The organism is Methylobacterium sp. 13MFTsu3.1M2, assembly GCF_900112625.1.
GTDB lineage: Bacteria > Pseudomonadota > Alphaproteobacteria > Rhizobiales > Beijerinckiaceae > Methylobacterium.
Genome location: NZ_FOMM01000003.1, coordinates 170,375 through 190,133 on the forward strand (window position 1 = coordinate 170,375; position 19,759 = coordinate 190,133).

General features: G+C 72.4%; 20 protein-coding genes. 11 read left to right on the top strand and 9 right to left on the bottom strand.

The annotated features are described in order from the left end of the window. The first annotated feature begins 143 nt into the window (after positions 1–143). Both BM314_RS02865 and BM314_RS02870 read left to right on the top strand, forming a co-directional pair. A complete protein-coding gene (locus tag BM314_RS02865; RefSeq protein ID WP_091976812.1) occupies positions 144–806 on the top strand; it encodes an HdeD family acid-resistance protein in 663 nt (220 codons plus the stop codon). A 160-nt stretch (positions 807–966) separates the two neighbouring features. Beyond that, complete coding sequence (locus BM314_RS02870; protein ID WP_091976814.1) at positions 967–3,426, top strand: PBP1A family penicillin-binding protein; 2,460 nt, start codon at positions 967–969, stop codon at positions 3,424–3,426. A 4-nt stretch (positions 3,427–3,430) separates the two neighbouring features. Here the strand turns inward: BM314_RS02870 and BM314_RS02875 are convergent, their stop codons facing one another. Continuing rightward, complete coding sequence (locus BM314_RS02875) at positions 3,431–3,859, bottom strand: DUF1810 domain-containing protein (RefSeq protein WP_091976815.1); 429 nt, start codon at positions 3,857–3,859, stop codon at positions 3,431–3,433. Between the two features lie 114 nt (positions 3,860–3,973). Here BM314_RS02875 and BM314_RS02880 point away from each other — a divergent pair, with 114 nt between their 5' ends. Beyond that, on the top strand, positions 3,974–4,354 hold the full coding sequence (locus BM314_RS02880; protein WP_091976817.1) for a hypothetical protein: 381 nt from the start codon (positions 3,974–3,976) through the stop codon (positions 4,352–4,354). Here the strand turns inward: BM314_RS02880 and BM314_RS02885 are convergent. After that, positions 4,341–4,610, bottom strand: a complete 270-nt coding sequence (locus BM314_RS02885; protein ID WP_091976819.1) for a hypothetical protein — start codon at positions 4,608–4,610, stop codon at positions 4,341–4,343. The two genes, BM314_RS02880 and BM314_RS02885, sit on opposite strands and share 14 nt — an antisense overlap. 206 nt (positions 4,611–4,816) lie before the next feature. On the opposite strand from BM314_RS02885, the gene BM314_RS02890 reads away from it, so the two are divergent. Together BM314_RS02890 and pcaD are read left to right on the top strand one after the other, a co-directional pair. Further along, on the top strand, positions 4,817–5,089 hold the full coding sequence (locus BM314_RS02890; protein WP_020092598.1) for a DUF2061 domain-containing protein: 273 nt from the start codon (positions 4,817–4,819) through the stop codon (positions 5,087–5,089). Positions 5,090–5,178: 89 nt separating this feature from the next. Next, positions 5,179–5,976 carry a 3-oxoadipate enol-lactonase gene (gene pcaD, locus BM314_RS02895; protein WP_091976820.1) on the top strand — a complete coding sequence of 266 codons (798 nt, stop codon included), beginning with the start codon at positions 5,179–5,181 and terminating at the stop codon, positions 5,974–5,976. Positions 5,977–6,034: 58 nt separating this feature from the next. On the opposite strand, the gene BM314_RS02900 is transcribed toward pcaD, so the two are convergent. The 7 genes from BM314_RS02900 to BM314_RS02930 all read right to left on the bottom strand — a co-directional run bounded on the left by BM314_RS02900 (position 6,035) and on the right by BM314_RS02930 (position 12,366). Beyond that, entirely contained in the window at positions 6,035–6,349 is a 315-nt protein-coding gene (locus tag BM314_RS02900; protein ID WP_091976821.1) for a hypothetical protein, read from the bottom strand. A gap of 313 nt (positions 6,350–6,662) precedes the next feature. Next, entirely contained in the window at positions 6,663–7,076 is a 414-nt protein-coding gene (locus tag BM314_RS02905) for a CREC-EF hand family protein (RefSeq protein WP_020092595.1), read from the bottom strand. A 194-nt stretch (positions 7,077–7,270) separates the two neighbouring features. Continuing rightward, positions 7,271–7,516, bottom strand: coding sequence for a hypothetical protein (locus tag BM314_RS02910; protein WP_042675621.1), 246 nt, complete (start codon positions 7,514–7,516; stop codon positions 7,271–7,273). Positions 7,517–7,614: 98 nt separating this feature from the next. Beyond that, positions 7,615–9,234, bottom strand: coding sequence for an ABC transporter substrate-binding protein (locus tag BM314_RS02915; protein ID WP_091976822.1), 1,620 nt, complete (start codon positions 9,232–9,234; stop codon positions 7,615–7,617). Positions 9,235–9,387: 153 nt separating this feature from the next. Next, positions 9,388–10,449: an MBL fold metallo-hydrolase gene (locus tag BM314_RS02920; protein WP_091976823.1), complete on the bottom strand. Its 1,062-nt coding sequence runs from the start codon at positions 10,447–10,449 to the stop codon at positions 9,388–9,390. 141 nt (positions 10,450–10,590) lie between these two features. Beyond that, positions 10,591–10,827 (bottom strand): DUF6894 family protein, encoded by a 237-nt coding sequence (locus tag BM314_RS02925; RefSeq protein WP_020092591.1) that lies wholly within the window; start codon positions 10,825–10,827, stop codon positions 10,591–10,593. 294 nt (positions 10,828–11,121) lie between these two features. Next, positions 11,122–12,366 (bottom strand): transglycosylase SLT domain-containing protein, encoded by a 1,245-nt coding sequence (locus tag BM314_RS02930; protein WP_091976896.1) that lies wholly within the window; start codon positions 12,364–12,366, stop codon positions 11,122–11,124. 349 nt (positions 12,367–12,715) lie between these two features. On the opposite strand from BM314_RS02930, the gene BM314_RS02935 reads away from it, so the two are divergent. The 6 genes from BM314_RS02935 to BM314_RS02960 all read left to right on the top strand — a co-directional run bounded on the left by BM314_RS02935 (position 12,716) and on the right by BM314_RS02960 (position 19,745). After that, positions 12,716–13,906, top strand: coding sequence for an inositol-3-phosphate synthase (locus BM314_RS02935; protein WP_020092589.1), 1,191 nt, complete (start codon positions 12,716–12,718; stop codon positions 13,904–13,906). A 40-nt stretch (positions 13,907–13,946) separates the two neighbouring features. Next, entirely contained in the window at positions 13,947–14,876 is a 930-nt protein-coding gene (locus BM314_RS02940) for an HD domain-containing protein (protein ID WP_091976825.1), read from the top strand. A 44-nt stretch (positions 14,877–14,920) separates the two neighbouring features. Further along, a complete protein-coding gene (locus BM314_RS02945; RefSeq protein ID WP_091976826.1) occupies positions 14,921–16,102 on the top strand; it encodes a class I SAM-dependent methyltransferase in 1,182 nt (393 codons plus the stop codon). Further along, positions 16,102–17,097, top strand: coding sequence for a Gfo/Idh/MocA family protein (locus BM314_RS02950; protein WP_091976828.1), 996 nt, complete (start codon positions 16,102–16,104; stop codon positions 17,095–17,097). The genes BM314_RS02945 and BM314_RS02950 overlap by 1 nt, the downstream gene beginning before the upstream one ends. A gap of 177 nt (positions 17,098–17,274) precedes the next feature. Continuing rightward, positions 17,275–18,876: a YcaO-like family protein gene (locus tag BM314_RS02955; RefSeq protein WP_091976830.1), complete on the top strand. Its 1,602-nt coding sequence runs from the start codon at positions 17,275–17,277 to the stop codon at positions 18,874–18,876. Continuing rightward, complete coding sequence (locus BM314_RS02960; protein WP_091926216.1) at positions 18,873–19,745, top strand: sugar phosphate isomerase/epimerase family protein; 873 nt, start codon at positions 18,873–18,875, stop codon at positions 19,743–19,745. The genes BM314_RS02955 and BM314_RS02960 overlap by 4 nt, the downstream gene beginning before the upstream one ends. The last annotated feature ends 14 nt before the right edge of the window (positions 19,746–19,759 follow it).

Here is a 19,759-nt window from a genome sequence, read left to right on the forward strand (position 1 = left end):
CATCGCCCGCCTCAGGCAGCAAAAGCCGGCCGCAGGCCCAAGGTTCCACGCGCGGATCAGCCCGCCTAGGAACGCATGCCGCACTGCGGCGTTCTGCGCCCGGAACCTTTGCCGTTCCCGGCCTCAAGGCCCAGGAGTTCGCCATGACCAGCAGCCCATCCCTGACGCCGAACCGCCCCGGTTCCGGCCCCGCGACCACCCCCTCCGGCATCCCGCTCGTCGGCGCGGCGCGCCTCGACGCCATGAGTGCGGCCCTGGCGCGGAACTGGTGGCTCGTCGCCCTGCGCGGCGTCATCGCGGTCCTGTTCGGGGCGATCGCGTTCATCGCGCCGGGCGCCTTCGTGCTGTCCCTGGTCCTGTTCTTCGCCGCCTACATGCTCGTCGACGGCGTCGTCGCCGTCGTTGGCGCGGTCCGGGCCGCGCAGCGCCACGAGCGCTGGGGCTTCCTGCTGGTCGAGGGCCTCGTCGACATCGTGGTGGGCGTCGCCGCGGTGCTGGTGCCGGCCGCGGCCGTCTGGGCGTTCGTGCTGCTGCTCGCCGCGTGGGCACTGGTCACCGGCGGCCTGATGATCGCCGCCGCCTTCCGCCTGCACCTCCATTACGGGCGCTGGTGGCTGGGCCTCGGCGGCGTGGTGTCGATCCTGTTCGGCCTCGTGCTGCTCATCAACCCGGGCATGTCGGCCCTGGTGCTGACGTGGTGGATCGGCTCCTATACCTTCGCCTTCGGCATCTTCCTGCTGATCCTGGCCTTCAAGCTGCGCGCCCAGCACGGCGCCGTCGGTCCGGGAGCGCCGCTCGGCCGGTGAGCCGGCCGGGACCGGATCGGGCCCCGTGGCCCGATCCACACGGTGGCGGCGCGATCGACGCGCCGCCCGTCCCGCGACCCAACGGCTGCGGGACACCGCGACGGATGCGGCTTAGAAGGCTCGGTCGGCCGGATCGGCCGGTCCCGGAACACGCACCACGATGACGCCCGACGCGCCGGAACGCGCCCCGGCCGACGGGCCGAAACCGCCGAAGCCGGACCCCGCCGCCGACGCCCCGGACCCGCGGCTCGCCGCCCGGGAGGCCGGGCGGGCCGCGCGCGACCTCGCGCGCCATCTCCGGACCCTCCTCGCCGCGGCCGGGCTCGGCCTCGCGCGGACCGGCCGGGCCCTGTCGGCCCGCGCGGCGGAGCGCGCGGCGCGGGCGCGACGGGCACCGGCGGAGCGCCCGCCCGCCGTCGCCGAGACGGACGCGCGCGCCCTGAACCGGCGTTCCCGGCCGATCCTCGGCCGCCGGCACCCGGCCCTGCTCGCCGCCGCCCTGGTGGTCCTGCTGCCGGCCCTGGCGCTGGCGATCTACCTGTTCGCGGCCTTCGTGAGCCTGCCGCCGCTGGGCGGCGCCGTGGTCGAGACTGGCCAGCGGGCGATCACCGTCGAGGCCGACGACGGCCGGGTCTTCGCCACCCGCGGCAGCTTCCGCGGCCAGAAGCTCACCGCGGCCGACCTGCCGCCGCACCTCGCCCAGGCGATCGTGGCGATCGAGGACCGCCGCTTCTACAGCCACTGGGGCATCGACCTGCGCGGCCTCGCCCGGGCGGCGTGGCGCAATCTCCGCGGCGGCGGCGTGCGCGAGGGCGGCTCGACCATCACCCAGCAATATGTCCGCCTGACCTCCCTCAACCAGGAGAAGACGCTCTGGCGGAAGGTGCAGGAAGCCTTCCTGGCGCTGCGGGTCGAGTCGACCATGAGCAAGGACGCGATCCTGCTCGGCTACCTCGACTCCGCGTATTTCGGCGCCGGCGCCTACGGGGCGGACGCGGCGGCGCGCCGCTACTTCGGCAAGCCCGCCAAGGCGCTGAACCTGCCGGAATCGGCGATGCTGGCCGGTCTGGTGCGGGCGCCCTCGCAGCTCGCCCCGACCCGCAACCTCGGCGGCGCCAAGGAGCGCGCCGACGTGGTGCTCCAGGCCATGGTCGAGACCGGCGCGATCTCGCAGGCCGAGGCCGACGCCGCGCGCAAGCAGAGCGTGACCCTGAAATCGCCCCCCGAGGCGCCGCCCGGCACCAACTACTTCCTCGACATGATCGCGGGCGACGTGAAGCGCCTCGCCGGCACCGACGGCGACATGACGGTGCGCTCGACCCTCAACCTCGACCTGCAGAGCCTCGCCGAGGGCGTCGTGGCCCGCCGCCTCGACAAGGACGGCGCCCGCCGCAAGGTCGGCCAGGCCGCCATGGTGGTGCTGTCGAAGGAGGGCGCGATCCTCGCCATGGTCGGCGGCCGCGACTACGAGGACAGCCAGTTCAACCGCGCCGTTCAGGCCAAGCGCCAGCCCGGCTCCCTGTTCAAGCTCCTCGCCTACCTGACGGCCTACGAGAAGGGCTACACGCCGGAATCCGTGATGGTCGACCGCCCGGTCCAGATCGGCGACTGGCAGCCCGAGAACGACGACGGCCGCTACCGGGGGCCCGTGCCCCTGCGGACCGCCTTCGCGCTCTCGATCAACACCGTGGCGGCCCAGCTCGGGCAGGATGTCGGCATCCCGGCGGTGATCGCCACCGCCCGCAAGCTCGGGATCCAGTCGGACCTGCCCAACGTGCCGAGCCTCGTCCTCGGCTCGGGCGCCGTGAGCCTCCTTGAGATGACCCGCGCCTACGGCTCGGTCCTGTCCGGGCGCACCCCGCTCCAGTCCTACGGCATCCAGGCGATCCGCGGGGCCGCGCCGCAGCCGCTCTACGTCCGCGCCGACGCGGGCCCGAGCCCGATGCTGGCGCAGGAGCCGCGCACCATGATGCTCGACTCGCTGCAGGCGGTGGTGGAATCCGGCACCGGCCGCGCCGCGCGGGTGCCCGGCCAGATCATCGGCGGCAAGACCGGCACGAGCCAGGATTTCCGCGACGCGTGGTTCGTTGGCATGACCCCCGATCTCGTGGTCGGGATCTGGGTCGGCAACGACGACGACAGCCCGATGAACCGCATGTTCGGCGGCGAGATGCCGGCCGGGATCTTCCACGACTTCGTCCAGCGGGCCGCCGAGAAGCTCGCGAAGGGCAAGGCCCGCCCCTCGGCGGAGCGGGCCGAGCCGGCCCGGGCCGCCGCCGCGCCCGCGGCCGAACCTGTCGCGGCCGGCGAGGTCCGCGGCGTGCCGGAGGTGATCGATACCGGCACCCTCAACCTGCGCGGGCGGGTCGTGCGCCTCCTCGGCGTGGTCGGCGAGCGCGGCCATCTCGCCCGCCAGCTCGCCAGCTACCTGCGCCGCCGCGAGGTGGTCTGCACCGGCCTGTCCGACGGGGCCACGGCCCGCTGCCGCATCGAGGGCGACGACCTCGCCGGGCTGATCCTGGCCGCGGGCGGCGCCCGCGCCTCCGAGGACGCCCCGCCGGACCTCCTGGGCGCGGAGGAGCAGGCGCGCGCCGAGCGGGTCGGGCTGTGGGGCCGGTGAGGCGCTAGCCTGCCCCGAGCTTCGCCAGCGTCCGCGGGTCGGGGTTGCCGTCGAAGTAGCGCGCCAGCGCGTCGGCGAAGACCGGCTCGCCCGGCACGGCGCGGGCGAACAGCGTCATGCTGGAGCGGAACTTCAGATCGTCGGGCGAGCCGAAGATCGCGTGGGCCGAGTGCCCGGCGACGGCGTTGACGGCCGCCGTGCAGGCGCGCAGGCGCGCGCCGAGCACCGGGTGCGCCGCGTAGGCCTGCGCCTCCGCGAGAGACCCGATGGCGTAGCGCTGCGCCATCGGGCTCGCGCCGAGCCCGGCGATCTGCGGGAAGATGAACCACATCCAGTGGCTGCGCTTGTCTCCGGCCTGCAACTCCGCCAGGGCGCGCCCGTAGACGCCCTCCTGCGCGGCGACGAAGCGGCCGAGGTCGTAGGTGTCGCTCATGCGCGGCTCCGTTGTTCCGGTCCCGCACCGTCAACCGCGCGGCGGCCGCCGGGGATGCAGGCGCGGGTCCGGAGTGCCGCTGACGCCGCGCCGGGATTGGTGTAAGCGCCGCCCATGCTCGCAACGCTCGTCGCCTTCATGGTCGCGAACCCGGCGATGAGCCACGCCCTGACGGCGATCCCCGAGACCGCCGGAATGGCGGCCGTTCTGATCCTGCTGCGCAGTCCCCGACCGGAAGGCGTCGCGGCGCTCGTGGTCTCGACCTACTATTACGGCCGCGAGGCCGGGCAGCGGGAACACGTCCTCAAACACGCGGGCTGGGACGCCGTTCAGGCGCATCTCGGCGCCGAGTTCCTGTACGGCTGGTCCCTGCCGAATCTGCAGCAGTGGGTGGCGCCGACCTGCGCGGCCTGGGCAGTCGCGGCCGCGATCTATCTGGTCCGGTCGCGGATGGCGCGGGCGGCTCCGCCGGGTGCCCAGCTCAGGCGCGGGTGAACGGTCCGTTCGACGGCCCGATCTCGCTCCGGTCTCCGAGGAGCCGCCGGCCCGAGGCGATGATCTGGACCGTCTCGCGGCTGGAGCACTGGCGCCGCGCCAGGGCCTCCAGGTCGCGCAGGTAGTCGATGACGGGACCACGCTGCTTGTCGGCGCGGCCGATCACCGGCTCGACCTTGGCGGTCACGAGGCCGCCGACCGTGTCCCAGAACTCCGCCGGTCGGATCGCGGCGTCGCCCATCGCAGGCTCGTGCATCCCCGGTTTCCTCTGTGCTCGCACCGCTCTTGTCGAGCGTTTCGGCCGCCGGCGCATTGACCCATGTTGAAGACGCTCCTCCGGAGCGCGGGGCTCGCGGCATCGTCATCCGCGCGCCGGGCGATCCGGCGGGGCAGCATCCGGTGCGCCGCCCCATAATGGACCGCGCCACCGCGCGCGTTTCGGATCGACCGCAGGGAGCCCGCATGCCCGCCGACGACGTCCCAACCCGCGATGCCCGCGCACCCGAGCCCGCACGGACGCGCGCGCCCCCGGCCGGGGAGAGCCGCCTCCGCTCGATCGCCAAGGCCGTGAGCTGGCGCGTCGTCGGAAGCCTCGACACACTGCTGCTGTCCTATCTGTTCACCGGCAGCGTGCTGGTCGCCGGCTCGATCGCCTCGACCGAGACCGTGACCAAGACCGTGCTGTACTACCTCCACGAGCGCGGCTGGGGCCTGATTCCCCTCGGTCGCGCCTGAGATCCGTCCGGGAGGCCGCGTTGCTCGCCAGCTCCGCCCCGCCGCCCGGCGGCGTGACATCCTCGAGAGCCCGAACCGGAGAGAGCCGCATGCCGCAGATCACCGTCGGAGGACTCGGCCTCCGCTACCACCTCGAGGGCCCGGAGGACGCCCCGGTCGTCGCTTTCTCGAACTCGCTGGGGGCGACCCTGGAGATGTGGGACGCGCTGGTGCCCGCGCTGACGGGGCGTTACCGGACGCTGCGCTACGACACGCGCGGCCACGGCCGGTCGGAGACGCGCGACCGGCCGGTCGCGATCGCGGATCTGGCCGGCGATCTCGCAGGCCTTCTGGACGCCCTCGGCATCGGACGCGCCCATCTCGTCGGCCTCTCGCTCGGCGGGATGACCGTGCAGGCGCTGGCGAGCGCCGATCCCGGACGCGCGCTCAGCGCCACCCTGATGGCGACGGCGGCCTTCCTGCCGAGCCTGCAGAGCTGGGACGAGCGCGCCGCGACCGTGCGCGCCCAGGGGACGGCGGCCGTGGTCGAGGCGACGCTGGGGCGCTGGTTCACGCCGGGTTTCGCGGAGCGCGCCCCCGAGACGGTACGGGCTGTCCGCGAGCGATTCCTGGCCTGCGATCCGGCCGGCTACGCGGTGTGCTGCGGGGCGATCGGGCGCATGGATCTCCGTCCGGCGCTCGGAGCCATCACCGCACCGACCCTGGTGATCGCCGGCCGCGACGATCCCTCGACGCCCCCGGCCATGGCCGAGGAGATCTGCGGCGGCATCGCCCAGGCCGAACTCGTCGTGCTGCCCCGGGCGGCGCACCTGCTCGCCGTCGAGCGCGCCGAGGCGGTCGGCGGCTACCTGCGCGCCTTCCTCGACCGCGCCGCGCCGGGCGCGTAGGCGGGCCGCGGCGGCGCCGTCCCGTCAGTCGCCCGAGTGTCCGGGACCGCGCGCCGCTTCAGTGGCAGGCGATCCCGACATCGGCGGGCGACATCCCGCGCGCCAGGCGCCGCCCGGTCCGCAGCAGCGCCTGCCCGAGCAGCGACACGGTCAGCGCGTCGCCGTCCTGCTCGGCCAGCCGATAGGCCGCGAGCAGGGCGTCGCCGAGATCGCCGAGCGTTGCCGTCGGCTCCGCGTCTGCGCGCTCCGGCCGGCTCCCGGCAATCCGGTCGCGTCCGTCCGCCGCCGCCGCGCCGTGCGGTCCCTCGGTCAGCGCGACCGGTCTCGCGCGGCGTCTCGCGTTGCCGTCGTCCTCTGGTGAGCCGTTCCGCATCGTCTTGGTCCCTCAACCACCTCGAGGGTGCACCTACAGGTTGCGGACCGTCAACTCCCTCCGACCGCGCCCGGCGAGCGGTCGAGCGTCGCAGCCGGCGCGGCGGCCGGACGGGGTGTCGGATGTTCCGCCGGCGCGGGCGCGGCCGGAGCCCGCAGAACAATCGCCGCGATCCACAACTTTTACGTGCAGGCCCCATGGATCGGCGCGTCCGGGCGAAGGTTCAGGGTCGCCATGAACGCAGCAAGGCCCCCGCGGTCAGCACCGCGGAGGCCTCGCTGATCCACGCTCCATCAGGAGCGCGCGGACGGTTTTACTTGATGAGGGCCAGGAGAGCCTTGCCCGCCTTGGAGTTCAGCTCCTTGGCGTCGAGGGTGCCGTCGTTGTCCGGGTCGGCCAGCTTGAAGCGCTCGCCGACGGCCGCGAGGTATTCCTTCTTGTCGAGGGTGCCGTCGCTGTCCGGATCGGCCTGCTTCACGCCGGAGGCGCTCAGGCGGCCCTTCAGCTCCTTGGCGTCGAGGGTGCCGTCGGCGTCCTTCTCGAGACGGTCGAAGGTCGCCGAGGCCACCGCCTCCACTTCCTTCATGTCGACGGTGCCGTCGTTGTCGGTGTCGATCATCTTGACGGCGCTCGTTCCGCTCATCGGCTTGGCGAAAGCGGCCGGAGCGGAGAGGCCGCACACCGCGAGGGTGACCGCCGCGAAGCCACTGATGAAACGTGAGGTCATTGCCAGATGCTCCCGAAATTTGATGCTCGATCTTCCTAGTCTCCGACTGACCGTGCCGCAAGTGCGAAATTCGACCCTGTGGGTTGCGTGCTGTCCCGGGCCGCGCTTCGGAGACGCGGCATAGAAAAAGGGGTCGGCGCGAGCCGACCCCCGAAGAGAGCGCACAATCGCCGACAGGCGATTCGGGCGGTGATTCAGTATCCGTAGCCGCGCCGCGTCACCGGGCGGTCGTCGTCGAACCGCTGGCGCCGGTAGAGACGATCCTCGTCGTAGGCGCGGTCGCGCCGATACTCTTCGCGGCGGAAGTCGCGATCCCGCTGGGCGCGGGAGCGCAGGTCGACACTCGGCCCGTCGGGACCGATATCGATTCGCTGCGCCGCAGCGGGGACGACGCTCGTCAGGGAGGCGGCCAGGACGGCGCCGGCAAGCAGGGTCTTCATGGGACTCTCCTTCGTGCGTTCGGAGTCCAACCCGTCCTCGCGCCGATCGTTCCCAATGTTCTCCCGTTCTTCCCGGAGCCGACACAGGTCCGGGCTGATCAGGCGAGCGTCGCCAGGTCCTGAAACCAGTGCTGCGCCTGGACGTAGTTCTTCACCCGCGACGACAGAGCGTGCGGATTGGTGTCGTGAACGACCCAGACCTGCACGGCATCGTCCACGACGATTTCGTGGATGCGCGCGAGCAGCCGGTTCTGCTCGGCCACGTCGAGGCTCGCCTTCACCTTGTCGCAGAGGGCGTCGACCTCGGGGTTGCGGTAGTGGCTCCAGTTCACGCCGTTCGGCGCGATCTGCCGCGAATCGTAGAAGCGCAGGATCGCGTAGAACGGGTCGGAGGTGACGTAGGCGATGTTGCCGGCGCTGACGCCCTTGAGGCTCGGATCCGCGGCGCCCTGGCGCCACGCCGTGTAGGCCACCTCCAGCTCCACGGTCTTGAACGCCACCTGGATGCCGACCTCGGCCCAGCTCTGCTGGACGAACTCGTTGATCGGCAGCGACAGCATCTGCCCGGTGCCGCCGGTCGGGATCAGGACCGTGGCCTTCACGGGGTTCTTCACCGAGTAGCCGGCCTCCTCGACGAGCTTGCGCGCCGCCTCGACGTCGGTCCGGATCTTGAAGCCCGGCTTGCCGAACCACGGGCTCGACTCCTGGACCTGACCGACGGCGGGCTGGGCGAGGCCGCCCATCAGCTCGACGACGCCCGCGCGGTCGATGGCGAGGTTGGCTGCCTTGCGCAGGCGCAGGTCGCGCCAGGGCGAGCCCTCCACCATCGACAGGTGGTAGTTCCAGACATGGGGCGTCTCGTTGCCCACGACCCGCATGCCGGCGGCCTTCAGGCGCGGCACCGCGTCGGGCGCGGGCGTCTCGATCAGGTCGACGCTGCCGGACAGGAGCGCGTTCACCCGGGCGAGGTCCTCGGGGACGCAGGCGAGGGTCAGCTTCGCGAGCTTCGGGACCCGCTTCGGGTTCCAGTAGCCGATGTTCGGCAGCAGCTCGAGGCGCACCCGCGGCACCAGCTGCCCCATCCGGAACGGCCCGGTCCCCGAGGGCTCGAAGGCGAACTTCGCCCAGTCCTTCCCGACCTTCTCGTACTGCGCCGGCGACGAGATCAGGAACCAGAGCATCTGGTAGGGGAACAGGCTGTCGGGCGTCTTGGTGACGACCTGGACGGTCTTGGCGTCGACCTTCCGGTAGCTCGCGACGCCGGGCAGGCGCGGGCGGACCTGGGACGCCTGCCGCTGGTCGAAATGCGGCGCCTCCTTGTTCAGCACCTTGTCGAAGTTCCAGATCACCGCGTCGGCATCGAAGGCCGACCCGTCGTGGAAGGCCACGCCCTCCCGCAGGTGGAAGGTCCAGACCTTGGGGTCGGCCGGGTCGGCCTCCCAGGCGGTGGCGAGGCCGGGCGCCATCTTGCCCGGCCGGTCGGCGACGTCGAGCTCCCAGGCGACCAGGGGATCGTAGAGGGTCAGCCCGGTGAACTGGTAGCCACCCGCGCCCCGGTCCGGCTGGCCGGTCGTGAGCGGCAGGTCGGTCATGGAGATGCCGTAGGTCAGGGTGCCGGGGGCCGCGCCCTGCGCGCCGGCGCGGCCCGCCGCCCCCAGCGCCGCCAGGGCGACGCCCCCGGCCATCAGGGATCGGCGTGTCGGCTTGATCGGGTTCATCGTGTCTCTCGGCTGAAGGCGCGGGCGCCGCACGGAACGGCACCCGCCCTCGGGCGCGCGGCGGCGCGGCCCGGGCCTCCACCCCATGCTGCATACAGAATGATGCACGCATCGTGCCCAATGGCCGCCGGCGTTCCCCGGACAGCCCGGGGGTCAGGCCTCCCAGACCTGGCCGGGCCTCAGGGCGACGAAGCGCTCGGCCGGGATGCCGGCTCCGCCGAGGGCCGCCGCCAGCGCCTCGGCGGGCCGCTCGACGCCCTCGTCCGTGAGCTGGAACGTGCCCCAGTGGTGGCCCAGCGCCTGCTCGGCGCCGAGCAGGCCGAAGACCCTCACCGCCTCGGCCGGGTCGACGTGCTGCGCCTGCATGAACCAGCGCGGCTCGTAGGCGCCGATCGGCAGCGTCGCGAGGCGCGGCGGCCCGAACCGCGCCCGCACGTCGGAGAAGAGGGCGCCGTCGCCGAAACCGGTGTCGCCGACATGGTAGTGCACGCCGCGGGGCGAGGTGATCACGAAGGCGCACCACAGCGCCATGCGCCGGTCGTTGACGCCCCGGGCCGACCAGTGGTTCGCGGGCGTCAGATGGACCTGCAGCCCGTCGCCGAGATCGACCGACTGTCCCCAGTCGCGGGTCTCGACATGCATCGTGTCGTCGTAGCCGCGCAGGATCGTGTCGTTGCCCAGCGGCGCCACGATCAGCGGCTGGTGCGCCTGCCAGAGCCGGGCGAGGCTCGGCCCGTCGAGATGGTCGTAGTGATTGTGGGTGACCAGGATCGCGTCGATCGGCGGCAGGTCGGCGAAGGCGATGCCCGGCGGGTTGACGCGCTTCGGCCCGGCGAAGCGGACCGGGCTCGCGCGCTTGGCGAAGACCGGGTCGATCAGGATGTTCCGGCCGGCGACCTGCACGAGGTAGCTCGCGTGGCCGATCAGCACGACCCGCAGGCTCTCGACGCGCTCGGGCGGCCGGTCGGCCGGGTAGGGGCTGGGGAAGCTCTTGGGCCAGGGCTCGCGCTGCCGCTTGGCCTGCCAGCGCAGCACGTCGGGGAGCGCCTTGTCGGTGGACTGACCGGGCAGGAAGAACCGCAACCCGTCGAAATGGTCGGAGGTCGGGCCGCGGTAGTACGGGTTCCGGCCGCGCCGGTGCGCGGCGTAGCCGACGCCGCCGAGCGTCATGACCGTGGCCGCACTCGCGACCGTGAGCAGGCTGCGCCGTTTCATGGGTCCGAGATGGCCGGAACCGGGGGCCGGTCAAGCACTGCCGCGGCGCGGCGGGGAGCCTCAGGGCGGTTTCGGCGCCGTCTCAGGGACGTCGCTCAGCGACGTCTGCAGGGACGCATCAGGCGGCCGGAGCGCGCCGGCTCACTCCACCATCTCGGCAGCGAGGGACAGGCGCGCCCGGTAGACCACCTTGCCGACGCCGTCGCGGACGCAGGCCACGTAATCCTGGCGCTCGACCTCCGGCAGCATGTCGCGGGCGATCGCCGACATGATCCGGGTGACCTTGGCGCGGGCCGCCGGAAGGTCCGGCAGGTCGAATCCGACCTCATCGTGGATCGGCTGGGAGCCGTCGTGCAGGTCGATGAAGTAGCGGGGCATCGGCGCCAAGCATCTCTAAGAGAAGTAGTCTGCCGACAGGATTGGTCTTGCTATGGTTAACAGTGCCTTAAAAGCCGAGCTTTGAGGCCGCTCCACGGTCGGGCGAAAGCCGCTTCCGGCCTCGCTGCGCCGCGCCCGACCCGCCCCGGCGTTTCGGGACGCCGCGGACGGCCGCGGGCCGGCGCGGGAGACTTTCTCGGCGGCCGCGGCCGGGAGAGCCGCCCATCCGGCGGATCCGGCGGCCCGATGCCGCGAGCCGGCCCGCTCAGGCGGGCCGGCGCCGCGATCCGGTTCTCACACGCCGTCCGGCGGCAGCGCCTCCGTCACCTCGACGCGGCGGTTGCCGGCCACCGGAACCGTCTCCTCGGTGGCGGCGACGTCGCTCTGAGCCGGCGCCCTGTCGAGCGCCTCGGCGACCGCCGCCACGCCCTGATAGCGGGTCAGCCGCCGGTCGATCATGCCGTCGATCCGGTCGTGCAGCTCGGACACGGTCAGGCTGCGGCGCTTGCCGCCCGTCTTCTCGGTGAACAGGCCGCGATTGGCCCGCGCCGCGGTGCGGAACTCGCGGCCGGCGACCTCGTCGGGTTTCTCGGAAGAGAGCGACAGGAAGCGCCCGGCGCTCGCGGTGCCGAGGAAATGGGCGAGGTACAGCTCGGTCGTGGTGAGCGCGCGCCCGACCCGGGCCTCGATCCGGTCACGGTCGCGCTTGATCAGCTCGGCCGCCATCAGGGCGGCGACGCGCGGGTCGTTGCGCAGGCCGAGCACCCGGGCGCGCATGCTGCCCGTCACGGTGATCGCGGCGCCCCGGCCCTTCACGGCGGCGGCTTCCTCGGCGAGCCCGTAGCGCGCGCCGTAGTCGCGGATCATCTCCAGCCAGGTGCGGGCAACGAACTGGAACAGGCCCTGCGCCGAGGAAGTCGCGGCCTTCGCCGCGGTGTCGAAGCTCGATTCCTTGTCGGCCAGCGCCATCATGTAGACGGGATCGACGCCGGCCTCGTCGGAGGCCTTGACGATCGTGTCGACCACCTTGCGCGGCACGCTGCGCTCGCCGAACTTGACCGCGTCCTGCTCCTGCGTCACCCGCGGCAGGGCAGCGAGGTCGTCCTGGATCAGGGCCGTGGTGGCGGGCTCCTGCTCCGGCACGGGCAGGCCGTTCCAGGCACCCTTCGCCGGTGCCGGTGCCGGTGCCTCTGCCGATGCCGCCTCGGCGGGAACCGCGGGCTCGAACGCGCGTTGAGCGAGTTCCTGAGCGGCGCGCGGGCTGGTGTCGACCCGGTCGTGGGCCTGGGCGGCCGGCGCGAAGTAGGCGGGCGCGAAGGCGGCTTGCGGCAGGCCGAACCCGGCGACGAGCCCGAGGGCCAGCGTCCCGGAGATCCGGCCGAGGCCGGTGCGGCGAAGTGACCGGCGCCCTGCGTCGCGACCGGCCCGCGGCAGCCACGCCACGGCTTCATCCTCGAAATGCCCCGTGCCGGTCAGGGTCTGCGGCACGAGTCGGTTCACGTCGTCGGCGCAACGCGCCGGCTCCGGGAAAACCCCCATCATCGGTCCTCTTCTAGATCGGTCCTTGCGTCCGCCCGGCTCTGACGGCCGGGTTTTTTCTGGAAGCGGCGGCCCTATCGACGCCGGCCGTGACCAGAATGGGACGGCCCCGTGATCCAAGCGTGGCACGGTCAAGGAAGGGTTAACCCTCCCGCTTAGGGCTCCGTTAACGCCGCCGACCGGCGGCCGACCGGCCGCGCGCGGGACGACGGCGGGGCGATGTTGTCGCATTCGGGTTGGAACGGAGCACCGCCGAGCCAGTTAGGTACGGCCCCGGGGGGGTGAATTTCCGTCCCAGGACGGACCCTTCAAGACGCCACCCGCGTCCGCACAAGGACATCAGTTTCCGATGAGCATGCAGTCCGGTCGCCGCGTCGGTGTCGCCTTCGTTGGCATGGGAGGCGCCGTCGCCACCACCGCCATCGCCGGCATCGAGATGATCAAATCCGGCTCCAACCGTCTCGACGGGCTGCCGCTCGCCGGTCTCTCCGTGGCCGGCATGGCCGACTACAAGGACCTCGTCTTCGGGGGCTGGGACCTGAACGGCGACGACCTCGCCTCCGCGGCGAGCGGGCACGGCGTGCTCTCGAAGGACGACATCGAGAACGGCGCCCAGGTCCTGAAGGGCATCACGCCCTGGCCGGCGGTCGGCAGCGCGAAGTTCTGCAAGAACATCGACGGTCAGAACCGGATCGTCGCCAAGGACCACCGCGAGGCGGTCTCGGTGATCGCCAACGATCTCCGCCGCTTCCAGAAGGAGAGCAACCTCGACGACGTGGTCGTGGTGAACCTCGCCTCCACGGAGCGCTGGCCCGACCTCAACGACCCGACCCTGAACTCCACCGCCGCCTTCGAGAAGGGCCTGGATTCGAGCGACGAGGCGATCTCGCCGGCGATGCTCTACGCCTACGCGGCGATCAAGAGCGGCATCCCCTACGCCAACTTCACCCCGAGCGTCGCCGCCGACGTCCCGGCGCTCCTCGACCTCGCCAAGGAGCTGAACGTCCCGGTGGCCGGCAAGGACGGCAAGACTGGCCAGACCATGATGAAGACGGTGCTGGCCCCCGCCTTCAAGGCGCGCGCCCTCCACGTCGACGGCTGGTTCTCGACGAACATCCTGGGCAACCGCGACGGCCTCGCCCTGAACGATCCGAACTCGCTGCAGTCGAAGCTCAACACCAAGGGCACGGTGCTCGACTCGATCCTCGGCTACCCGGTCGAGGACCACCTCGTGCACATCCACTATTACCGCCCACGCGGCGACGACAAGGAGGCCTGGGACAACATCGACGTCACCGGCTTCATGGGCCAGCGGATGCAGATCAAGGTGAACTTCCTCTGCAAGGACTCGATCCTGGCCGCGCCGCTCGTCATCGAGATCGCCCGCGTCCTCGACCTCGCGAGCAAGCGCGGCGACGGCGGCGTGCAGGAGCAGCTCTCGACCTTCTTCAAGGCGCCGATGGTCAAGAACGGCCACGGTCCGGAGCACGCCTTCGGCAAGCAGGAGCAGATGCTCCGCGACTGGCTGGGCGTGCACTAGGCTTCGTCAGAACCAGGGGGCGGCTTTTCGGAACGAGACGATGCCAAGCGAGACTGAGCCGCCCCGTTCCGGCGCCGCCGCGCCGGAAGCGCTGCGCGACCTTCTGGTCGAGATGAACGACCTCAAGCGCGTCCGCTCCGCGGGCCGTACGGGCTCGATCGCCGAGCGGCTGTTCGCGCAGGGCTGGGGGCTGCTGACCGGCGGCGCCGCGCCGGACGACGTCGCCCTCGACATCGCGGCCGTCACGCTGGCGGCGACGCGCCTCTGCGACCTCGACGCGGCCTTCCTGACCGCGGCCGGGCTCTCCGACGCGGCGGCCTCGGCGGTGCTGGTGGCGGGCTTCGACGCCGTCACCGGAGAGCTCGATCCGGACCTCCGCGAGCGCCTGCGCGCGCGGCTCGCGCCGCGTCCGGCCGGCCGGCCCGGGCCGCTGCCGGGCTTCGTCGGCGCCCTGGCGCAGCAGCCGCGGGCGGGCGTGACCTGTCCCGGCCGCGCCCGGATCCTGCTGGAGCCGCCGGAGAACCACGCCGAGCACTGCCTGATCGTGGCGGTCTACGGGGTCTGCCTCAGCCCGTTCTACCGGGCCGATCCCGGCACCGTGTTCCTGGCCGCGATGGCCCACCACTTCCACAACGCCGCGATGCCGGATGCCGGCTTCACCGGCGAGATGCTGCTCGGCGACCATCTCGGCCCGATCATGGCGACCACCACCGCCTGGGCCCTCGCCGAGCTCGACGCGCGCCTGCGGGCCCAGGTCGAGCGCGCCCGGGCGGTGCTGCCCGACGACGCCACCGCCGAGGGCCGCGCCTTCCACGCGGCCGACTGCATCGACCGCGTCCTCCAGATCGCCCAGCACCTGCGGGGGGCCTCGACCACGATGGGGATGGTGCTCGACGAGTGGGAGCTGGTCCATGCCGGCCCGGTGAAGGGCTTCCACGATCGTGTCCTCGCCGACATGCGCATCCCTTGATCGCCGGACCCGGTCGCCCATCTGCCCGGGCGGCCCCGAGAACCATGATCCCGTTCGAACTCAGATCGCCGGACACCGGCAACCCGCTGAAGGCCGACGGCCCGCACGCCCTGCGCGACGCGGAGACCGGCGCGCGCTGGCCCGTGATCGACGGCATCCCGTACCTGCGGATCAACCGCGCGGCCCTGGTCGAGCGGGTACTCGCCCATCTCGACGCCGGCGAGCCCGACGAGGCGCTGGCCGCGCTGCTGGTCGATCAGGATGATTGGTGGAACGGGCCGCCGGCTGATCCCGCCGGGATCATCCGCCTGATCAAGACGCGCCGCGAGGCGACCCTCCGCGAGGCGGTCGAGCTCCTCGGCTGGGGCCGCGTCGGCGACTACTTCCTGCACCGCTGGAGCGACCCGACCTTCCTGGCCGGCCTGTCGCTGCTGGAGGCGCACTGGAACGAGCCCGTCTGCGTCTTCGAGTTCGCCTGCGGCATCGGCCACTACCTGCGCGAGTTGCAGCGGCGCGGCTGCAAGGTCGCCGGCGCCGACGTGGTCTTCGCCAAGCTCTGGGTCGCGCGCCACTGGGTCGTGGCCGAGAAGGCGCAGCTCGTCTGCTTCGACGCCGGCTCGCCCCACTGGCCGATCCCTGGGGCGCCGGTCGACCTCGTCGTCTGCAACGACGCCTTCTACTTCCTCGACGACAAGGCGGCGCTCCTCGAGAACCTCCGCCAGAACGCCGGCGACGACGGCTGGCTGGCGCTGAGCCACATCCACAACCGCGACTGCCCGGGCTTCTCGGCCGGCCGCGCGGTGACGGCCGAGGAGATCGCCGAGTTCTTCCCCGACGCCCTGGTCTACGACGACGCGGAGCTGACCCGGGCGCTGGTCGAGGCGCGGGCGCCGGGCCCGCAGGACCCCGCCGCCCTGCGAAGCTGCGAGGCGTTCTCGGTGGTGTGCGGTCCCGGGATGCGACCGGCGCCGCGCGCCCTGGTCGACGGCCTCACCCTGCCGAAGCCCGGCACCGTGCTGCGGCTCAACCCGCTCTACGTGCCCGAGGGCGGCGGTTACGTCATCCGCTGGCCCTCGGAGCGCTACGAGGCGGAGTACGCCCCCCGCGCCACGTACCCGCTGCACTCCCCGGGACCGGAGTCGCTGACCTTCGACGAAGGCCTCGATGCGTCGGAAACGCAGCGCGTGCGCGTGCGCGAGTTCGTCGACCTGCCGGAGCGGTGGTGATGGACGCGGTCGGCTGGGGCATCGTCGGCTACGGCTGGGTCGCCCGCGACTACATGGAGCCCGGCATCCGCGCGGCCGGGCACCGGCTGGTGGCGGTCAGCGATCCGAACCCGGAGAGCCGCGCGGCCGCCGAGCGGGCCGGTGCCCGCGTCCACGCCGATCTCGCCGGCCTGATCGCCGAGCCCGCGGTCGAGGCGGTCTACGTGGCGACGCCGAACCACCTGCACCGCGGCGCCGTCGAGGCGCTGGCCGCTGCCGGCAAGGCGATCCTGTGCGAGAAGCCCATGGCGGCGACGCTGGCGGATGCCGAGGCCATCGCGCACGCCGTCGAGTCGCAGAAAATCTTCTACGGCACGGCCTTCGACCAGCGGCACCACCCGGCCCACCGGGCGATCCGCGCGCAGGTCGAGGCCGGGCGGCTCGGCACCGTGACGGCGGTGCGGATCGTCTATGCCTGCTGGCTCGGGCGCGACTGGTCGGAGGCCGGGCAGCCCAATTGGCGGATCGACGCCGCCCAGGCCGGCGGCGGCGCCCTGATGGACCTCGCCCCGCACGGGCTCGACCTCGTCGACTACCTGCTCGGCGAGCCGATCGCCGACCTCGCGGCCCTCACCCAGACCAAGGCCCAGGATTACGCCGTCGACGACGGCGCCCTTTTGATCGGGCGCACGCGGAGCGGCGCACTGGCGAGCCTGCACGTCGCCTACAATTGTCCCGACGCGCTGCCCCGCCGCCGCCTGGAGGTGGTCGGCACGAAGGGTCTGCTCGTCGCCGAGAACACGATGGGCCAGACGGCCGGCGGCTCGCTGACCTTCGTCGACGGCGCCAGCGGGCGCGCGGAACCGCTCGCCTTCGACGCCGACAGCTCGCCCTTCACCGAGCAGGTGCGCGCCTTCGGCTCGGCGCTGCGCCGGCCGGAGGAGCGGGCCGCGTACGCGGCGTCCCGGGACCTTCACACGATGCGGCTCGTCGCCCGCGCCTACGGGCAGGGGTAGCGGACAGGACATTCGATCACGCGACGAACCATGCATCTCCCACCCACCCCCTCATCCTGAGGTGCCGGAGCGCGGCGGAGCCCTCCTTCGAGGCCCGCTTCGCGGTCACCTCAGGATGAGGGGGTGAGTGGGACGAAGGTGGGAAGGCAGGCGGTTCGAGGAAGACGGGAACACGACGTGAGCAACGCAGACGCCTTCCACGACCAGGACGACCGCGCCCGCCACGAGCGGATCAAGGCGCCGCGCCCCTACCGTTTCGGCGCCAAGCGGCCGATCGAGGGCCTGCCCGAGACCCTGCCCGACCCGGTCAAGGCCTATCTCGACGTGCTGCCGGAGGGGCGCGTCGTCGGCTTCCCGCTGGCACCGCTCGATCGCACCGGCATCCCGGTCTGGTTCGTGGCCCTGTTCCTCGACGACCCGTTCTTCGTGGGCGCGATGCCGTCTGGGATCGGCTACGGCGCCACCGACGACGAGGCGCTGATCGGCGCCGTGGCGGAGATCGCCGAGAACCTGATGCCGTCCCTCGCGGTGCTGCCCCGCGCGAAGGAGCGGGCGAGCTATACCGATCTCGTCCGCGTCTACGGCGCCAAGTCGGTCGCCGACCCGCTGACCCTCTGCCTGCCCGCGGGCTCCCCGGTGAACCGCGACACGGTGCTCGAGTGGACGCCGAGCATCCGCCACGCCACGGGCGAGATCGTGCTGATGCCGCTCGACGTCGCCGCTACCGACTATTTCGAGCTGTCGGAGGGCTACAAGCCCTTCACCAACCTGATCACCAACGGCCTCGGCGCCGGGCCCGACGTGCCCTTCGCGCTGGGCCACGGCGTGCTGGAGCTGCTCCAGCGGGACGGCAACGGCCTGCTGTTCCGGGCCCTCGACCAGGGCGTGATGCTCGACCTCGACGGCATCGGCCCGGAGAACGCCGCCATGCTGGCCCGGCTGAAGGCGCTGGGCATCCGGGCGCTGCCGAAATTCGCCACCGACCAGTTCGGGCTGACCAACCTCTACGTCGTCGGCTACGACGAGGATCCGGCGCGCACCCCGGCGCCGATCGCCCTCTCGGCCTGCGGCGAGGCCTGCGACCCGGACCGGGAGCGGGCGCTCCGCAAGGCGCTGCTGGAGTTCCAGGCCGCGCGGGTGCGCAAGACCTTCGGGCACGGCCCCCTCGACATGGCCGCCACGGTGACGCCGCCCGGCTACGTCGATGCGTTCATCCAGAAGGCGCTGCCCAGCCTGGACTTGGAGGAGAGCCGCGCCCTGCAGGCGATGCTCGAGTGGATCGAGATGCCTGCGGCCGACCTGCGCGGCGTGCTGGCCGACACCGTCTATTCGGAGCGGAGCACGAAGCGCTTCGCCGAGCTGCCCTCGACCCCGGCCGCCGACGGCCACGCCCGGGGGAAGATCGCCTGCGACCGGCTGCTGGAGGCTGGCTTCGACGTGCTCTACGTCGACTGCACGCCGCCGGGCGGCGGGGTCGGCGTCGTGAAGGCGATCGTGCCGGGGCTCGAGGTCGAGACCATGAGCTACTACCGGATCGGCGAGCGCAACACGAGGAAGCTCATCGACCGCGACCATCCCCTCATCCAGTTCGGCACCGAGAGCGAGACTTTGCGGCCGGTGCGTCTGACCCCTGAAGCCCTGGAGCGGTTCGGCGGCCAGCCGCTGTTCGACGTGGCCCTGGCTGAGCGGATCGTCGGGCGGCACTATCCGCTCTACCGCGAGCCGGAATCGCACCACGCGCCATTCCGCCTCGCCCAGCGGAAGGGGAGGGCGGCGTGACGCTCCGGTTCGCCTACAACACCAACGGCGCGGCCAACCACCGCCTCGACGACGCGCTCCATCTGATCAAGGCGGCGGGCTACGACGGCGTGGCGCTCACCCTCGACATCCACCACCTTGACCCCTTCGCCGACACCTGGGCGGCGGAAGCCGGCCGGGTGGCGAGCCTGCTGGAGAAGCTGGAGCTGACCTGCGTCATCGAGACGGGCGCCCGCTTCCTCCTCGATCCGTCCGCCAAACACGAGCCGACGCTGGTGACCGCCGACGCCGCGGGCCGCGCCCGGCGGGTCGGCTTCCTCAAGCGGGCGATCGAGATCGGCGCCATGCTCTCCGCCGAGGCGGTCTCGTTCTGGGCCGGCGTTCCGAAGCCCGGCGTCGATCCCGGCGAGGCCCGGCGCTGGCTGGAGGAAGGGCTGCACGAGGTCGCCTCGTTCGCCGCCGAGGCCGGTGTCGTGCCCTGCCTGGAGCCCGAGCCCGGCATGCTGATCGAGACGCTCGACGACTACGCTTCCCTCTCCGTGCCGGGCTTGAAGCTCGCCCTCGACACCGGTCACTGCCTCGTCACGGGCGAGCGCGAGCCGGCGGCCGCCGTGCGGGAATTCGCCGACCGGATCGGCACCGTGGCGATCGAGGACATGAAGCGCGGCAGCCACATCCACCTGCCGTTCGGCGAGGGCGACATGGACGTGCCGGGTGTCCTGGAGGCCCTGGAGGCGGTCGGCTTCGGCAAGCTGATCTGCGTCGAGCTGTCCCGCGAGAGCCACCGGGCCGACGTGATGATCCCGCAGGCGCTGGACTATCTCCGCGGCTGTCGGCGCCCCGGCCCGGTCCTGGCCGGCGAGCAGGAGACGCGGCGGCAATGGCAGTGAGAGCCGAACCGCGG

Excerpts from the sequence above, each read along its gene's own strand:
- BM314_RS02865 (WP_091976812.1), top strand. The coding sequence starts at position 144 with ATGACCAGCAGCCCATCCCTGACGCCGAACCGCCCCGGTTCCGGCCCC.
- BM314_RS02870 (WP_091976814.1), top strand. The coding sequence starts at position 967 with ATGACGCCCGACGCGCCGGAACGCGCCCCGGCCGACGGGCCGAAACCG.
- BM314_RS02875 (WP_091976815.1), bottom strand. The coding sequence starts at position 3,859 with ATGAGCGACACCTACGACCTCGGCCGCTTCGTCGCCGCGCAGGAGGGC.
- BM314_RS02880 (WP_091976817.1), top strand. The coding sequence starts at position 3,974 with ATGCTCGCAACGCTCGTCGCCTTCATGGTCGCGAACCCGGCGATGAGC.
- BM314_RS02885 (WP_091976819.1), bottom strand. The coding sequence starts at position 4,610 with ATGCACGAGCCTGCGATGGGCGACGCCGCGATCCGACCGGCGGAGTTC.
- BM314_RS02890 (WP_020092598.1), top strand. The coding sequence starts at position 4,817 with ATGCCCGCCGACGACGTCCCAACCCGCGATGCCCGCGCACCCGAGCCC.
- pcaD (WP_091976820.1), top strand. The coding sequence starts at position 5,179 with ATGCCGCAGATCACCGTCGGAGGACTCGGCCTCCGCTACCACCTCGAG.
- BM314_RS02900 (WP_091976821.1), bottom strand. The coding sequence starts at position 6,349 with ATGCGGAACGGCTCACCAGAGGACGACGGCAACGCGAGACGCCGCGCG.
- BM314_RS02905 (WP_020092595.1), bottom strand. The coding sequence starts at position 7,076 with ATGACCTCACGTTTCATCAGTGGCTTCGCGGCGGTCACCCTCGCGGTG.
- BM314_RS02910 (WP_042675621.1), bottom strand. The coding sequence starts at position 7,516 with ATGAAGACCCTGCTTGCCGGCGCCGTCCTGGCCGCCTCCCTGACGAGC.
- BM314_RS02915 (WP_091976822.1), bottom strand. The coding sequence starts at position 9,234 with ATGAACCCGATCAAGCCGACACGCCGATCCCTGATGGCCGGGGGCGTC.
- BM314_RS02920 (WP_091976823.1), bottom strand. The coding sequence starts at position 10,449 with ATGAAACGGCGCAGCCTGCTCACGGTCGCGAGTGCGGCCACGGTCATG.
- BM314_RS02925 (WP_020092591.1), bottom strand. The coding sequence starts at position 10,827 with ATGCCCCGCTACTTCATCGACCTGCACGACGGCTCCCAGCCGATCCAC.
- BM314_RS02930 (WP_091976896.1), bottom strand. The coding sequence starts at position 12,366 with ATGGGGGTTTTCCCGGAGCCGGCGCGTTGCGCCGACGACGTGAACCGA.
- BM314_RS02935 (WP_020092589.1), top strand. The coding sequence starts at position 12,716 with ATGAGCATGCAGTCCGGTCGCCGCGTCGGTGTCGCCTTCGTTGGCATG.
- BM314_RS02940 (WP_091976825.1), top strand. The coding sequence starts at position 13,947 with ATGCCAAGCGAGACTGAGCCGCCCCGTTCCGGCGCCGCCGCGCCGGAA.
- BM314_RS02945 (WP_091976826.1), top strand. The coding sequence starts at position 14,921 with ATGATCCCGTTCGAACTCAGATCGCCGGACACCGGCAACCCGCTGAAG.
- BM314_RS02950 (WP_091976828.1), top strand. The coding sequence starts at position 16,102 with ATGGACGCGGTCGGCTGGGGCATCGTCGGCTACGGCTGGGTCGCCCGC.